The organism is Agriterribacter humi (assembly GCF_009192765.1).
In the GTDB taxonomy this organism is placed as follows: domain Bacteria; phylum Bacteroidota; class Bacteroidia; order Chitinophagales; family Chitinophagaceae; genus Agriterribacter; species Agriterribacter humi.
Window position 1 is genome coordinate 373,524 of the sequence record NZ_VOHQ01000002.1, and the last position, 17,630, is coordinate 391,153.

At 41.5% G+C, this 17,630-nt stretch carries 12 protein-coding genes; 8 read left to right on the top strand and 4 right to left on the bottom strand.

The window, feature by feature from the left end; translation table 11 throughout:
- Window positions 1-21: 21 nt before the first annotated feature.
- From FRX45_RS04690 to FRX45_RS04725, 8 genes are all read left to right on the top strand, one after another.
- Window positions 22-2,715, top strand: a complete 2,694-nt coding sequence (locus FRX45_RS04690) for a glycosyl hydrolase family 95 catalytic domain-containing protein (RefSeq protein WP_152267242.1) — start codon at window positions 22-24, stop codon at window positions 2,713-2,715.
- A gap of 6 nt (window positions 2,716-2,721) precedes the next feature.
- Window positions 2,722-4,824 (top strand): hypothetical protein, encoded by a 2,103-nt coding sequence (locus tag FRX45_RS04695; RefSeq protein WP_152267243.1) that lies wholly within the window; start codon window positions 2,722-2,724, stop codon window positions 4,822-4,824.
- Window positions 4,825-4,974: 150 nt separating this feature from the next.
- Complete coding sequence (locus tag FRX45_RS04700) at window positions 4,975-7,329, top strand: alpha-L-fucosidase (protein WP_152267244.1); 2,355 nt, start codon at window positions 4,975-4,977, stop codon at window positions 7,327-7,329.
- 63 nt (window positions 7,330-7,392) lie between these two features.
- Window positions 7,393-9,045 carry a sodium:solute symporter gene (locus FRX45_RS04705; protein WP_152267245.1) on the top strand — a complete coding sequence of 551 codons (1,653 nt, stop codon included), beginning with the start codon at window positions 7,393-7,395 and terminating at the stop codon, window positions 9,043-9,045.
- Window positions 9,046-9,088: 43 nt separating this feature from the next.
- Complete coding sequence (locus FRX45_RS04710) at window positions 9,089-9,544, top strand: L-rhamnose mutarotase (protein WP_152267246.1); 456 nt, start codon at window positions 9,089-9,091, stop codon at window positions 9,542-9,544.
- A 29-nt stretch (window positions 9,545-9,573) separates the two neighbouring features.
- Window positions 9,574-11,583 carry an alpha-L-fucosidase gene (locus FRX45_RS04715; RefSeq protein ID WP_152267247.1) on the top strand — a complete coding sequence of 670 codons (2,010 nt, stop codon included), beginning with the start codon at window positions 9,574-9,576 and terminating at the stop codon, window positions 11,581-11,583.
- A gap of 12 nt (window positions 11,584-11,595) precedes the next feature.
- Complete coding sequence (locus FRX45_RS04720) at window positions 11,596-12,972, top strand: LutB/LldF family L-lactate oxidation iron-sulfur protein (protein WP_152267248.1); 1,377 nt, start codon at window positions 11,596-11,598, stop codon at window positions 12,970-12,972.
- A gap of 64 nt (window positions 12,973-13,036) precedes the next feature.
- Entirely contained in the window at window positions 13,037-13,753 is a 717-nt protein-coding gene (locus FRX45_RS04725; RefSeq protein ID WP_152267249.1) for a (Fe-S)-binding protein, read from the top strand.
- 1,002 nt (window positions 13,754-14,755) lie between these two features.
- On the opposite strand, the gene FRX45_RS04730 is transcribed toward FRX45_RS04725, so the two are convergent.
- From FRX45_RS04730 to FRX45_RS04745, 4 genes are all read right to left on the bottom strand, one after another.
- A complete protein-coding gene (locus FRX45_RS04730; RefSeq protein WP_226804956.1) occupies window positions 14,756-15,172 on the bottom strand; it encodes a VOC family protein in 417 nt (138 codons plus the stop codon).
- Window positions 15,173-15,282: 110 nt separating this feature from the next.
- Entirely contained in the window at window positions 15,283-15,507 is a 225-nt protein-coding gene (locus tag FRX45_RS04735) for a hypothetical protein (RefSeq protein ID WP_152267251.1), read from the bottom strand.
- A 615-nt stretch (window positions 15,508-16,122) separates the two neighbouring features.
- The gene (locus FRX45_RS04740; protein WP_152267252.1) at window positions 16,123-16,578 is read right to left on the bottom strand and encodes a hypothetical protein; all 456 of its coding nucleotides are present in this window, start codon (window positions 16,576-16,578) and stop codon (window positions 16,123-16,125) included.
- A gap of 152 nt (window positions 16,579-16,730) precedes the next feature.
- Complete coding sequence (locus tag FRX45_RS04745) at window positions 16,731-17,597, bottom strand: AraC family transcriptional regulator (protein ID WP_152267253.1); 867 nt, start codon at window positions 17,595-17,597, stop codon at window positions 16,731-16,733.
- Window positions 17,598-17,630 lie beyond the last annotated feature (33 nt).

A 17,630-nucleotide genomic window follows, 5' to 3' on the forward strand; every position in this document is an offset into this window, starting at 1 on the left:
CCATTATTCAATATTTCCGGTATGAAAACCTCCCGAAGAGATACATTGAAATTACTTGGAATGGCTATGGCCGCGCATACTATACCGGAACCATTATTTTCGGCTGTTAATCATGTAAGCAATCAACTGCCCGCACGAGGCATCATCAGTTCCGCTTTTAACCCTGCTGATGCTACATGGAATATTGCATGGCCGGGCAAGGTAGCTCAATACGATCTCGTATACCAGAGCCCGCCCATAGATCCTTTCCAGGGTATGCCTTTAGGTAATGGAGACATAGGTGTGCTTATCTGGTGTGAAGAATCAAAAATGATTATTGCCGTAAACAAGTGCGATTTATGGGAGGATGCCCGTTTTGATAGATTTGGCAACTGGAGCAAGGAACAGGAAGACATCAGCACCACGTTAAGGCATGCCTGCAGGATGGTGATAGATTTTAAATTCCCGGTTTTCAGTACACTATATCTTTCCGGGTTTAAAGGACGACTGAATATTGCCGAAGCGGCTGTGTATATGGAAGCCGAAAGCCCGTTTGGAAAATTATCTTTTGAAGGATTTGTTGATTACGCATCCGGTACTTTTTTCTATGAGCTGAAAACTGCATTTGCAGAAGATGCGCCTGTTGATATAGCGGTGGAACGTTTTGGTTCCAGAACCTATTCGCATTGGTATTCACAAATTAACGGGGATGCTGCTATCGGAACAGGGGGCACAGATGCACAGGCAGGTACAAATAATATCTCTGTCACACAACAGCTTAATGATACCGTATTTACGGTGGCAGCAAGTATCATACATCAAAATGATATTGATGTGCATTATGAAAGAGAACATACAAGAAGGGCATTGATCTCAGTACAAAAAAATAGAAATAAAGAAGTTCAGGGCGTATTGGTGGTTACATCTCCGCAACCAAACAACGCTATTGTCACAGCCGAAAATATTTTAACAGGATTAAACAGCGAAAGCTTTGCTTCGCATCGCCAAACCCATAACGCGGCATGGAAAGCAGCCTGGAGTAAATCATTTATGGATTACGGGGATGTTTACATTAACCAGCTCTGGCATCTCACTATTTATTACGCGATTGCATCACAGGGGGGTAAATATCCCGGAAGATTTACCAATGGCTTATGGGGCTGGAACCGGGATGTACAGAACTGGAATTTTTATTTTCACTGGAACCAGCAGCAGTTGTATTGGCCGCTGAATGCGGCAGGCCACCACGAACTGGTGGCGCCTTATCTTGATTACAGGTTTAACGCACTTCCATATGCCAGGGAAGATGCGCAGCAGTTATTCCATACCAAAGGCGCATTTATAGCAGATGTAACAGAGCGCCGCGGATATAATTCTCTGAATGAATCCCACAATCATACGCCTGTTGCAGAGATTGCGCTCGATTTCTGGAGACAATACCTGTATACCTGTGACAAAAAATTTCTTATAGAAAAAGCCCTTCCCTTTATAACAGATGCTGCGCTTTTTTTTCAATCGCTTTTTGTAAAAGAGGCAGATGGATTGTATCATGCAAAAGAAGGCACCGGTTATGAAGGATGGATCAAACTCAAAGACGGACTCACCGAAATCGTTTATGCCAGGGTATTATTTACTACCGCATTAAAGGCACAAAAAGAAGCAGGTGCGCAACTGGCTGAAGCAGAAATCTGGAGGAATATACTTGAAAACCTGGCGCCCTTGCCGGTTGTTCAATTGCAGAAAGAGGCAATACAGCAGCAGGGTGCGTCCTATAAGCTTGAGAGGGGCTATTTTAAAGGATGGGAAGTGGAAACGGACTGGATTGCTGCCGCAGGATGGGGCATTAAAGAACAAAAAATGCTTACCGTATACTCAGCATCAACCGAAGAAAAATATTTCGGGAATGTTTTGCTTGACGGCATCTTTCCTTCCGTTCCTTCCTCTCCGGTATTTCCCTCGGGGATGGTATCTGTTGCTTCTAAAAATCAACAGGAGCGTCTTTTTAACATCATGAAAGCTACCACGCTTTTATATGGTCCCGGCATTACCGGCTGGGATCCTGTGCCAATAGTAATGGCAAGATTGGGTTTGAAGGATGCCCTGAAAAAAGTGCTGGATCATTTCCCTGAACGATGGCAGATTTACAGCAATGGCTGGGCGCATTGGGGCCCGGAAGGAGAGATCAACAAAGATGCGGAATGTTTTTTTCGTACAAACAAAGTACGCGATACCCGCTCACCGTCCGATAAGGAAAAATTTCCGCTGCCTATGTGGCCCTTCCGGCATATGTCAATGGAGTCCATGTCGGTTTTTACAACTGCCATGAACGAATCCCTATTACAGAGTGACGGGGATGCAATTATTATAGCGCCTGCTTTTCACGCCGAAAGAAACGGGCGGTTCACCTTACATGCCGCCGGTGGTTTTGAAGTATCATCGGAAATTGCTGCAGGAAAAGTACAATGGGTAGCTATTAAAAATCTGCACGGCAATCGCTGCAGGCTGCAACTGCCGTGGGTAGGTGCAGTTGCCTGGTCGGGGAATAAAAAAATAAAGCTGAGGGTAAAAGATGGCATCGCCGAAATATCATCACGTATTGCTGAAATAATAATGATTGTGCCTGCTGATATAAAAATACATCCCTGGAATATGGTGAGTGAACAGCCTGCCGTAAATAATGTGGTACGCTATCATAGTTCCGGCAAAGTTCAATTAGGTATTCCAAAACAATTCTGATCTCCTATGCGATTAATCAATCCAATATTATATAAATGCGCATACGCACTATTACTGACCTATTGTATACTTCTGCAAGCCTCTACACAGTTACATGCGCAAAAAATATTTAAGGAACCTGAAAAAGCTTCTGTAAGTTTTCGTATCAGCCCGGCGCTATGGCTTTCTGAAAGCCGGTTTAATGAACTGCTTGATTTGTTTGACAGGTATAAAGATGTTACAGATGAACTCACGTTTTTTACTTCTGCCACACATCCGCCGCTTCCGCTGGATGTGTTTCGTGAGCGGATGACTGTACTCAAACGACGGATGCAGGCGGCGCGTAAAAGAGGGTATGCAGCCGGCGTGAATATACTCAGTACGATAGGACATCACGAAGAAAACCTGGAAAATTCCCTGCAGGGTGCATATACCCATGTTACGGATGTTGAAGGGCGTATATCCAAAGGATCTTATTGTCCTAATGATACAAACTTTCAGCAATATATTAGTGAAGTATACCGGCTGATGGTGCGGGCAGAACCTGATTATATCTGGATAGATGATGACGTACGGTTAGCAGGGCATATGCCGGTTTCTCTTACCTGCTTCTGTAATAATTGTATGGATATTTTTGAAAAAGAAACCGGTAAAAAATATACAAGAACGGATCTCGCACTTTTATCATCACAGGGACTTGTATTGCAGAAACTCAGTGTACGGCTTGCCTGGTTACAGCATAACCGTAATACCATCCATCGTCTTTTCAGTATGATTGAGAAGGAAGTACATCAGTTAAAACCTTCTATGCCACTGGGTTTCATGACGGGAGACCGGTTTTTTGAAGGGTATGATTTCGATGAATGGGCAGAAACACTTTCAGGAAATGGTCACGCGGAAGTTCGCTGGCGACCGGGTGGTGGTTACTATGTAGATAACAATACTGCAGAGCTGGCAGGAAAATCGCATGATATCGGAAGACAGGTATCTGTTCTTCCCAAAGACGTTGTTTCCATTCAATCTGAAATAGAGAACTTTCCCTACCAGCGGTTAAAAAAAGCCGCCAATATTGTAGCGCTGGAAGCTGCTTCGCATATTGCCGCGGGCTGCACGGGTGCGGCATTTAATGTATTGTCTTTTTATGATGAGCCGCTGGATGAATATGAGCCGCTGGTGGCTAAACTGTATCAGTCCCGGGCTTTCTTTGACCGCATGGTTAAAAGTATGGGAAGAAAAGAATTATCCGGTGCATCTGTGTTGTGGGATAAAAACAGTTATGCTACCGTAAATATTAACGAAGGTAAATGGCTGAGCGGCGGCAATCCTGTTATCAGACCTGAAGTATATGAAGCAGGTATGCCTGCCAGTTATAATTATAAAGATGCTTCGGTAATTATGCTGGATAAAAACAGCGTGTACACATTATCGGATGTTGAAATAAAAAACCTATTGTCTAAAGGTGTGTATATGAGCGCTGAGGCTTTGCAACAGCTCAATGAAATGGGTTATGGAGCACTAACAGGTTTTAAAGTAGTTGATACCTCATCTGCAGACCGCATTGAACAATTTACCGGGCATACACTCAATGGTTTGTTTGCAGACCGGGAAAGAGATAACCGCCAATCCTTTTACAGGGAACCTGTATACAGTTTACAAAAAACAGATAATGCTACGGAGACATTGTCAAAGCTTATAGATTATTCCCGGCAGGACAAAGGAAATATAACCATGGGTGTATTTGAAAACAGGTTGGGCGGCCGTATCTGTGTAGCAGGTTATTATCCCTGGAGCTATATGGGCAACCTGTCAAAATCATCACAAATTAAAAATGTATTCCGTTGGCTCAGCAGGGAAACCTTGCCGGGTTATATTGCATCATTTCATAAAATAAATCTTTGGATAAGAACGCCTGAAAATGATGGCCTTGCACTGGCTTTCAGCAACTCTTCGTTTGACCCTTACCGTGATATAGTATTGATGTTAAGAACCTCCTTTAAATCTATAAAAATAGTTAACATGAATTGTAAAGAAACGAAGATCAGTTCTTCAGGAGAAGACGGACCTTACCAGAAGTTTGTTATTCCCTTTACGGCTCCCTGGGAAATGCAACTGGTAATTGCAGCGCCATAAGGGCCTTTCCGGGAGATAGACCAGGAATAGAATATAATGAGCGAAGATTAAATCGAATAATCCAGCCAAAAAGACCGATATTCTATTTACGAACGCTTCATTAAAGTTGATATTTACTTTTTATTAATCAGACAGCATAATATTAGAAAAATGATAAACGGAATCTTTACAAAACGGGCTTCTCTGTTGGGTATTTTGTTGTGGAGTATAGGTTGTGTATCGGCTCAATCAACATGGACAAATCCCATCGTTAAACAAGGACGCCTGGGATCACCGCTTGTGGAATCATCACCCTTTGTGTTTAATAATAAATTGTATCTCCTGGAAAATAATCAAAAATTTTGGGACGTAAAGGGCGCCAAACCGGGCGATTTCTTTCATGAGGACGAGGTGCGGATCAAAGATATTGCTACCGGAAAGACTGTATCCGTTGCTTTAACAAATCATGGATTTGGGACCGTACTAACGCACAACGGCAGGGTATATATTTTTGCAGGTAGTTATGGCAAAGGAAAACCATGGCGCCAGATGACTGAAATTACGATGACAAGTTCCGCTGATCTAAAAAAATGGACAAAGCCTGTTACTGTATTTAAAGCCAATCCCAGGGAGTTCTTTTACAATACTGCCGTAACCCGGGGGAAAGATAAATTCATTTTATTGTACGAAACCAATGATCCCACCTGGAAGCCCTTTACATTCAGGTATCTTGAATCAGACGACCTGGTGAACTGGAAAGAAATTCCCGGTGCTGTTTATGGAAAAGATAAATATGTTGGCGGGCCTGCCTTATACTATGAAGGTGGATGGTATTATACCTTATATCTTGAAAATATTAAAATGGGTTACGAAACCAGGATTACCCGGTCAAAGGACTTGGTGAATTGGGAAGACGCACCTGCCAGCCGGCCATTTATAACCTTCGATCCGTCTATTCGGAATATTCCATTGATTGATCCGGGAATACCCGAAAGCAATGCCTCTGATGTTGAATTGTGTTATTACAATGGTAAAACCATATTATATTTTACAGGAAGTGATCAAACAACTGCAGGCGATTTGCAATGGGCTACCTACGATGGAACCCCCGCACAGTTATTTGAGTATTTTTTTGAGGATACGCAAAAGCAAACCTTTGTATCCCCCGATCATAAAGGCGACTGGGCGCCGGTTCTGATAGCACCTTCGGGTGGGGCGCAACATCAAAATGTTCAAAACGAAATAAAAACCAAACCGTCTCCGCAACAATTAACGTATCAGCAGGAACAGCTCGGAGCCTTCATTCACTTTGGACCAGCTACCTATATCAAATCCGATATGCTTGCCGTTCCGGTGGCTGATTTATTTAATCCATCTAAGCTGGATGCAGATCAATGGGTAAAAACAGCTCAATCTTTTGGCGCCAAACATATCGTTTTAACAGCCAAACATCATAATGGATATTGCTTATGGCCTACTGAAACAACCGGTTATTCCGTTAAGCAATCGCCATGGAAAAACGGAAAGGGGGATGTAGTAGGTGAATTTGTGAAGGCCTGCAGGAAATATGGCGTTCGAGTGGGGCTTTATGTATCCGGGGGCGATAAGCATTTTGGCTGCACCAGCACACCGGATCCGCAGGGAGAAAGAAAGTTAGTTGGTGACATCAATAGGTATTTTCCGGTGTTTCTGGAACAGTTGAGAGAGTTGCTGACCAACTATGGTGAAATTTCATATCTCTGGTTTGATGGCGCCTATGATCCTTTTGGCTGGGATGTAATGGATCCTGAAACGATGAAACCATTGGGTACCGCATTTGGTGATGCCATCCACGCTATGGTAAAGCATTTACAACCCGGCGCTGTAATTATGGGTGGCACCCGGCCGGATATACGCTGGTCGGGAAGCGAGCAGGGATGGGCCGCATATCCATTATGGAATGTAGTAAAACCGGGAGAGGGATTTTCTCATTGGGTGGGCCCGCAGAATGCGGGATGGTTACCTGCAGAGGCCTGCCTTCATACGCGTGACACCTGGTTTTGGGTGCCGGATTCTGACAAAACATTACGAAATATGGACTTTATGACTAAAACTTATTTTGAGTCCATCGGTCGTGGCGCTAACCTTCTTATTAATATGACGCCTGATACCAGCGGAATAATTCCACCGAATGAAGTAAAAAGCCTCTATGAATTTGGGAAAAAAATAAGCAGCATGTTCTCTCATCCCTTGGCACAATCAAATCAAAACCTGGAGGGAGATACCATTAATTTACACATGTCTGAAAAAAACAGGGTAGGATTGATTGAAATAGAAGAAGACATCCACAACGGACAAAATATACAACAATATAAAACAGAAGCATATATTGCCGGTCAATGGAAAACGATAACTTCAGGACTAAGCATTGGAAGGAGGCGCCTGGAGGTTATTGAGCCCGTAGAAACGAATCAGGTGAGGCTGATAATAACAAAGCGCAGTGCGGAAAAGAAAATCAGGAAGTTTGCTGTATACGCAAAACGCTGATGAAATATTTCCCCTAATTTAATTACGAGTTGTAACGTTTAACGAACATTTGAATCTTGCCAGATGATTAAAACCCCTGATCTGATCATTAGTATTTTGTATATACTCATTATTGTTTGCGTAGGCCTGTGGGCTGGTTTACAAAAAAGAAAGAAGAGCAGAAGCAGTGCCTCTGATGAGTATTTTCTGGCTGGAAAAACGTTAAGATGGCCGGTAATTGGATTGGCTTTATTTGCTACGAATATATCCTGTATTCACCTTGTGAGCCTTGCTCAATCAGGGTTTGATACGGGGCTGCTGAATGGCAACTTTGAATGGATGGCTGCATTTACCCTTATTTTACTGGCATTGTTTTTTGTTCCTTTCTATATCAGGTCTAAAGTGCCCACCTTACCTGTTTTTTTGGAAAAAAGGTATAACACGGCCTGCCGCGACTGGCTTACTATTATTTCAATTGTATCGGCGGTTATTATCCATATTGCCTTTTCATTGCTTGCAGGGGGAATTGTGTTAGAGACGCTTTTCGGAATTAATATGTACGTAAGTGTTACGGTAATCTCCGTATTGGTTGCTGTGTATACCATAATTGGAGGCTTAAGGGCTGTTGTAATAACAGAATCTATTCAAACCATAGTATTGGTTGCAGGGGCTATCGTTATTACCGCTGCGTCGTGGTTAAAACTGGGCGGCTGGACCTCATTGGTTCAGGTACTGGAAGAGCACCAGGCTATGGAAAAGATTTCAATGCTCAGACCTCATGGCGATAGCAGTCAGATGCCCTGGTATGCTGTTTTTCTTGGATATCCGGTATTGGGGATATGGTACTGGTGTGCTGATCAAACCATTGTTCAAAGGGTTTTGGGAGCTAAAGATGAGAACCACGCGCGGGTCGGCTCCCTCTTTTGCGGATTTATTAAAATACTACCTGTGTTTATTTTTGTGGTGCCGGGTTTAATGGCCTATGGATTGGCGCAAAAAGGTTTGATAGATCTTAGCTCCATCACCACAGTTACTGCGTCTGGTGAAGCGGTAGTTAACAGTAAAGGAATATATACGCTCATGATCACCCAATTATTACCAACTGGTTTAATTGGAATAGTAGTGGCTGCATTGCTTTCCGGTTTAATGAGCCAGGTATCAGGAGCGCTGAACTCCATTTCAACACTTGTAAGTTATGACCTCGTTAAAAGGTTTAGACCTGGTGTAAAAGATAAGCAGTTGGTAAAGCTGGGGCGTATAGCAGTGGTGGTTGCTCTTATATTTTCTGTTGCATTGTTGCCTTTGCTGAATAGTTATGAGAGCTTGTTTAACGGGTTAAATGATATCATTGCACATATTGCACCTCCAATTACCTGTGTTTTCTTATTGGGAATATTCTGGAAAAAGGCATCGGCCAAATCAGCTCAATATACTTTATGGATGGGCTCTTTGCTGGGTGTAGTTGTATTTACTATTAATAAGCTGCTTCCATTAAGCATCATAGGTCAGATACCATTTATGATGATGGCTTTTTACCTGTTTTGCGCATGCCTGGTAATGCAGGTACTGTTGTCGTTTGCTTATCCTGTGCAACATACGGAAGACAGTAAAACTTTATTCTGGCGGTCTCCATGGGAGCCCTTACAAAGCAAAGGATGGAAAGGATTGGGAAATTATAAATTGCTATCGGTATTATTGGTTGCCTGTGTGGTTGTGCTGTATATGTTTTTTGGATAGTAGCGGAATAACGGCGTTTTTTAAACCTTTAAAATGAATTCAAATGCGATGCTATACATCTTGCATCCTGTTGTTTGCGGCGTTATCTTTTTACAGTTGCCGTGAAACGGGCCCTGCTGCAACAGATCGGGACAAACAAACTGAAGCAACAAAAAAAGAACCGCTTCGGATAGGAATGGTTACTGGTCTTAAACCAGAGAAGATAGCTTATTATAAAGAACTCCATGCCAATACATGGGAGGGCGTACTAAAAAAGATTAAGGAATGTAATATCCGTAACTATTCAATCTATTTAAAAAAAATAGAGGATAAATACTATTTGTTCAGCTATTATGAATACATAGGAGACAATTATGAACTGGACATGAAAAAAATTGCGTCAGATACTGTAACACAACGTTGGTGGAGAGAAACTGACCCCTGTCAGCAGCCATTGCCGGATGCTGCTGCGGCAGGAGAAATATGGGCACCGATGGATGAAGTATTTCATGCACAATAAGGTTTAATCACACAATTGAACCATTCCACATGTTTAAAATAAAATTATTACTTTTTTGCTGCAGCTCAATTATTATTCCGTTTTCGTCAAATTCGCAACAGCGTCTTAAACGTGCGGAAAGTTTTCTGGGCTTTCATTTTGATTTTCATGCCACGGCTGCAGACAAATCTTTAGGTAGTCGCTTTGATACAGCATTATTGGCTGAGTTTCTGAAGCGTACCCGACCCGATTATATACAGATTGACAGCAAAGGGCATCCCGGTTATTCAAGCTATCCTACATCTGTTGGGTATTCTGCTAACAGTTTTGTAAAGGACCCGATGCGGATTTGGAGAGATGTTACCAATAAATTTAATGTGCCACTTTATGTTCACTATTCCGGTTTGTGGGACGATAAAGGCATTCATGAGAATCCTCATTGGGGAAGGCGTAATGCAAAAGGAATAATTGATTCCACCAAGGCGGCCTATCTCGGTGGATATGCGGAAAAATTAATGATTCCGCAATTGAAGGAAATGATTGACACCTATAATATTGATGGGGCCTGGATAGATGGTGATTGCTGGTCAACCGCACCAGATTATTCTCCGGAAGTTGTAAAGGGTTTTCTTGATGAAACAGGACTTAAAAAAGTTCCTGCTGGTGCTGCAGACATTAATTATAAAAAGTGGATTGAGTACAATCGTGTCGTTTACCGCAGGTACTTAAAAAATTATGTTGACAAATTACATTCCTATAAACCAGACTTTCAAATAGCAAGCAATTGGGCCTATTCTTCCATGATGCCAGAAAAGGTAGACGTTAATGTAGACTTCCTTTCCGGCGATGTATCGGGACAAAATGGTTTGTATAGTGCTGCCTTCCAGGCAAGATGCCTGGCATTGCAGGGCAAACCCTGGGATTTGATGGCATGGGGTTTTGTACCGATTGATTTTATGGGTGGAATTCAAAGCCCTAAATCATTGGTTCAGTTAAAGCAGGAGGCCGCCGAAGTTATGGCGATGGGAGGCGGATTCCAGGTTTATTTCCAGCAAAACCGGGATGCTTCATTTAGAATGATTGATACAGATGCAATGGAAAAGTTGGCGGAATTCTGCAGGGAGCGGCAACCTTTTTGCCAGGGCAGTGAAGTTATTCCACAAATTGCTATGTGGTATTCCGTGGAAGGCTGGAAAATGGAAAATCCTGGAGTATATGGCTGGACATCACATATGGAAGGCATCAGCAATTTGCTTCTGGATAACCAATTTCCCATTGAGATTTTGATGGATCATCACCTGGCAGAACGCATGGATCAATACCCTCTTATTATCATACCTGAATGGAGTCATTTTAATTTGGAGCTTAAAAGACAGTTGCTGGCATATGTTGCTGCAGGAGGTAATGTTCTGATCATTGGTTCAAAAGCTTCCAAGGCATTTGAAGAACAATTAAATGTTTCATTCATCGGGAAAGACAGTACACTTCAATTCAATATGGGTGGAAAAACTACAGGAGGGATCGCCGGAATTAAAACCAACTGGCAAAAAGTGCTGCCCCAAAACGGCGTGCAGGTAGAAGGGCTGGTGTACACGCAATGCGATTATCGTTATCCCACAAATTATCCGGTTGCAACGATCAATAATTTCGGAAAAGGAAAGATAGCAGCATTTTTCATGGATATGTCGGTTGCATATAATCAATACAGAAACCCGGTATTCAATAATCTTATCCGTAATGTAATTTCCGCTCTTATTCCTGATCCACAGGTAAAAGTTACCGGTTCGGATAATGTTCACGTTGTGCTGGGTAAAAAAAACGGGAGAACCTACATTCATCTTATTAATTCATCCGGAGACCATTTTAATAAAAATGTAATGGCTTATAATGAATTGCTTTCCACCGGCAGCTTAAAAATAAGTTATAAAGCTGGCACAAAGCCGCTGTCAGTTAAGCTACAGCCCACCGGAGAGAAAATTAATTTCACCTATGCCGGTAATCGCATTGAATTTGTAGTTCCACCGGTAAGCGTACATTCCATTGTAGAAATAGCGCTATAAATATTGTTGAGTATGCATGAACAGGAAAAACTTTTTCAGGAGGAAAGCAGGGTAAAAGCAACGGATCTGGAACACAGGCGGAAAATTAACTATAGCCTGATGCAATCGGATCTTGCTTTTCAGAAGGGAAAAAATGCATTCCCGGATCTTGAATCAGCGCGCAAAAGAGCCAAAAATATAAAATGGGAGACAATTGAGCACTTAAATAAATACCTGCTGGAATTTGAAAAAAAATTTACAGAAAGGGGAGGCAAAGTAATATGGGCAGAAAACCCGCAGCAAGTGCTGGACGCGGTTTTGCAAATATGCAAACAGAAACAGGCTAAAAGTGTTGTCAAGAGTAAGTCCATGGTTACAGAAGAAATTCATTTGAATCCTTTTTTATCGCGGCATGGTATTGAAGTAGTGGAAACCGATCTTGGTGAGTATATACAGCAATTGTCCGGAGAGGCACCCTATCATATGGTAGCGCCTTCGATGCATAAAAGCAGGGAGGAAGTGGCCAGGTTATTTCATGATAAATTAAATGCACCACCCGGTTTGGCTCCTGAGGAGCTTACATTATTTACCAGGCAAATACTCCGGCAAAAGTACGTGGATGCAGATATAGGAATTACCGGGGTAAATTTTTTACTGGCTGATATCGGCGCTGTGGCTGTAACAGAAAATGAAGGGAATGCAAGATTATGTACCAGTTTTCCTAAAACGCATATTGCCATTACCGGTATTGAAAAGATATTGCCATCTGTAAATGACCTTGCCTTGTTCTGGCCTTTATTGGCAACGCATGGTTCAGGACAGCAGGTAACCGTTTACAATACCATTTTTTCCGGTGCAAGGAAAGAAAATGAAACAGATGGTCCCGAAGATATGTATGTGATATTGCTGGATAACGGAAGGACCAATATACTTGCCGATGTTACAGCAAGGGAAAGCCTGTTTTGTATCCGGTGCGGTGCTTGTTTAAATGTGTGCCCGGTATTCAAAAATATTGGTGGACATACGTATAATGCTACCTATGGCGGGCCCATTGGTTCGGTTATAACCCCTTATCTGAGTGGGCTGAAATCCTATAAACACCTCAGTTATGCTTCATCGCTTTGCGGGGTTTGTACCCAGGTGTGCCCGGTTCATATTAACCTTCATGAGCTTTTGTTGTATAACCGCAATAAGTCGGTAAAAGCCCATTGCGGTTCCCGTAGTGAAAAAATAGGATGGTTGCTATGGAAGAAGGCCTGCCTGAACCGTGCAATGATGAACATGACAAATGGAAGGATTAAAAATTTTATGATTAAACTCCTTTTTCGGAAAAGCTGGGGTGATAACAGGAGCCTTCCGGACTTTGCCCCAAAAACTTTTAATGAGCTGTGGAAAGCAACCGGGCAATAATTATTTCAAAAGTTACAGGGGATGATGATTTGTTTACATCCACCCTTTACTAATACTATTGTGTATGCATGTTAATCTTTTTATTCCCTGCTTTGTAGATCAGTTGTATCCACAAACTGCTTTTAATATGATAAAAGTATTGAAAAAGGCAGGCTGTACGGTGCATTACAATACGGAACAAACCTGCTGCGGGCAACCTGCATACAATGCCGGATACTGGGATGAATGCAGGAGCGTTGCAGAGAAATTTGTGCATGACTTTGAGGGAAATCAGTACATAGTCGCGCCAAGCGGATCCTGCATTGGATTTGTAAGAAATTATTATGGTAAGATACTCGAAAATGACGGGCATGAAAAAGAAATGCGTCATCAGCAATTGCCTGTATATGAATTCACGGAATTTTTGATTACTGTTTTGAATGTAGAAGATATTGGAGCTGCATTTAAAGCTTCGGCTGTATATCATGATGCCTGTGGCGCCCTGAGGGAGTGTGGCATAAAGGAGGCTCCAAGGAAACTGCTCCGCCATGTGAAAGGACTGCAATTGATTGAGGCGCCGGATTGTGAAGTGTGTTGTGGCTTTGGTGGCACTTTTGCGGTAAAGTTTGAACCCATCTCTATTGGAATGGGAGAACAAAAAGTATTAAACGCAATTGAAATGGGCGCTGAATATATTATTTCTACAGATTTATCCTGCCTCCTGCATTTGGATGGGTACATCCGAAAACATAAACTGGCTTTGAAAACAATTCATATAGCGGATGTGTTGTCAGCCACTTAGGCATGACGAGCAGCGGAACTTTGTCCGGCTATATCACGAAAGCTGAACCCTGTTACTACACCCTGTTATTCCTATGAAGCTTGCCTAAAGGGCAGGCAGGGAGGAATCCGTCTTCGCTTTAATCATTGCAGGTGCTTCGATCAGCATGATTGCGTGTTTCGTGCGGACACGAACCACGGCGAAAATCATCTGCCATTCGGCTTCTGTTGTTTCATGTAATAAGCGAAACCGTGGTCCTCACCAGGTTGAGCAATGGACGGAGGAAGCGTTCATCATTGGACATGATAAATACTTTGGCTCTCTCAAGTTTGTATTTTTTTGCGCATTGAGAACCTATTATGAATTCACAAATCAGCTCAGGTTACGGCATGTGTCAATGCTAACATTTTTTGGACGCTGAGGTATCTGATATATAGATCGTGATTTTTAAAATATTTATGAACGGAATGAAGGACAGGTTTCGTTTTTATCTTCTCTTCAAATTACGTATGCATAGCCCTGCAGGCCCATATTTCAGATCAGTTTGCTCCTCAGCATGTATTGTTTAGGAAAGCGCTTTTCCGACGGAAATCTTATATCGGGTTTACTGCCGGTCATACACGTACCTGAACAACACACTATAATATCCGTAGTATCGGGTATACTTTACCGGGATGTTATAAAAGCATAGAATTTGGATATATTATAGGGGGTTTTATCATCAGACGGATACTATTTTTACAAAACATAAGGCATTCGTATTAATCAAATTTGCATAGACATGCTCCCCGTTTTAAATCCAATATCCTATGAAAAAACCAATGCAAAGGTAACTGCTTGAAGTAGCGCCGCAATAGTTTTGCTTACTTATATTTTGTGCTATCCGGTGCTACAAGGTGCTATGAGCAAAACTGCATTTCTGCGGCACTTTTGCTTTTTTGTCGGACATTTTTAATACGGCTGCTTTTCCAATCGAAACTTGCTTGTATTCAATCAACATCGGATGCATCCACAGTAGGCATGTCAGAAACTTAAAGTGCCAAAATTTAGCTGCCACGAAAGTCCGTATTTGTCAGCAAGCCAGGCAAATTTCTTACTAAATCCATAATCGCCAATAGGCATCATTGCTTTTCCCCCGTCTAATAGCTCCGAATAAAGGTTATTAATCTCATCTTCATTATCGCAATGCACATAGATGGAGACTGAGGGTGTAAAGGTAAAGTCGTGTCCCAGGCTATCAATTGCCATATATTCCTGTTTGTCAATTGTGAAAGTAGCGTGTTTCACAGCTCCTTCTTTACCACCTGGTTCTCCTTCTTTGAAATAGTCAATCTTTTTTATTTCCGAGTTAGGAAAAAGTGAGGTGTAAAATTGTATTGCTTCTTCCGCTTTACCGAAGTTGTCTCCCACAAACATTAGAAAAGTAGTCGTCTTTTGCATATGATGCTTTATTTGTGTTGTTTTTGTATCGTCTTTTTATAATACCGCTACCGCATAAACTTCAATGCCTGCTGCATCTGCGGCTTGTCCCAAAAGTATAACAGGTAGCTTCAGAAACGAAGCGGAGTAAAAATCATTATCCTCAGATAGTCCCCTTTACGATGGTGTACCACCGTTTTCTTTGCAATATTACCGTATTCAAAGCAAAATATATATGCTTTCTGATCGCCCTGGTTTATCCGGTTATGGGTATGATAACGAAATACAAAACCGTTGTCCGGTAAGGCTTGTTCTTTCACACTTTTCACTTCTTTTCCTTCCAGTAACGCTTCCACCGTACAGCGATTGTTCTTTAAAATCGTAATGATCTTGCCGGTTTGTCCCGTCTCTTTCTTTCGCCTGGCATTGTGATAAGATTCTTATGGCCAGGCGAACCGCATCGCTTGTTCTCATTTCCGCTGATTGGGATGCCACACCACAGGCACTTTATCTTTTTTAATCAAATTTCGATGACATCGCCGAATGCTTAGATTAGCGGATAGTCTCCTAATTCATTGGTCAAAAATTAAGGATATTCTGAACAAACCATAATGCCTTACAACAATTATTTTTAGTATTTATTCTTATTGCCGGGATCAGTATACAGTCATAAATTTGGTTAGTTATAATCGAGGTTTTGGTCACAACTCACGGGCTCCATTTTTATGGAGCTTTTTTGTTGAGCAAAGAAGCAATCAATTGAATGGTTCTTGGCATTATAAACGCATTTAATTGCTGCCTCATTTGCTAACTCCACATAGATAAAAAATAACGAACCGAATATGGTAAAGAGGCTAAATGCTGGAATCTTATCTTAAAAAATAATTGAATCCAGCAAATGAAATTGCATTTGCTAAGAAAGGCTGCCCTTTTAAGACAGCCCTATTTTCATTTCCAGATTTACAGAATCATCATTTAACACGAAGAAATGCAAGCGTCTCACCTTTGGGAAGCTCCCGTGCGGTATATTGAAGACTGAGCTCATGATCAGCGTTATTCTTTTCCAATTGCAGCAGCTCTTTTACCGGGATTACCATACTTAAATCGGAGCCGCTGGCATTGGTAAACGCCCATTTCTTCAATGTATTTCCCTTTTCATCTTTTAATACAATGGTCCTGCCGGTACCGGCACCCTCTAAAGTGCAATGTTTGTAATTGATGCGCAGTTGATCGTTGTCATTTGCCTTGCCCAGTTGCAGTATTCTTAAACTCAAAGGCTGGTTCACCGACTGCTTCAGGATGAGCTTGTTGTTGAGATATATCTCGTAACTGTCTAATCCAAGCTTTGTTGTGAAACTGAATACAGTGAAGGATAGTGTAATCAGCGCGAACATCTTGATTATCGCTTCTTTGATTATAGGTTTCATAATATAAATTTTTAAATGAAAAATACCTGACTAATCTCTGGTAGCAATATTAAGAGAATAGGAAATGAAGCAGAAAAATAGTAGACCAGCACACAAAATAATAGACGAATGTCCGGAATGAGTGGCAGCATTAAAAAAAAATTATCAATATTTTATTTCATATTTTGCCGGAAGGCTTTGGGCGTTTGCCCGGTGATCTGCTTAAAAAAGGAGAAAAAATTTACGGGATTATTATAACCACACTCGTAACAAATATCTTTTATAGAATAATTTTCATTCTGCAATAATTTCCGGGCATGGCCGATTCTTATTTCATTTAAAAAGCGGGTAAACGTTTTTTGTGTTTTTTGTTTAAAATACCGGCAAAAAGCATTGGGAGTCATATTGCATATACGGGCAACTTCCTCCAGCATGATATCCCTGCTGAAATTCCTGAGCAAAAACTGGTAAACATCATTAAATCGTTCCATATCGTTTTCATTTGTTGAACTCTTGTAGCCAATGCTGGCTAATGCAATAGATTCTTTTGATTTGGATAACATATCAATGATCTGAAGAAACGTGCCCAGTTGAACCAACCCGCCGCATTGTGCTACTTCTTTTACCTTTTCAATTATTTTCAGCCTTGTTTGTCCATGAAATCTTAAACCTCTTTCTGCCCTGTGCATTAAATCATTGTATAAACTGACACTTGCTGTATCATCGGTAACCCTGTTTATAAATTCAAGTGGAAAATAAAGCCCGATTGCTTTTGTATACATTTTTTTTTTCTTTTTATAATATACCGGGTCGCATTGCCATATGTGTGGCAGTTCCGGGCTGGCAAGGATCAGTTCTCCTTCTGCAAAGTTCCCTACAAAATCGCCGATGATCAGTTTGCCATGCCCGTTTTCAATCCAGGTAAGCTCACATAATTTATGAAAATGAAAGGGGTGATCGAAATGAGGTTTATAAATTTTTTTCACCCAAATTTTTTTCTCACCAATAATAGGAGCATCTACAATGAGTTCAGGCTTCATAACAATCGTTGATGTTAAGTTATTGAATCTTAT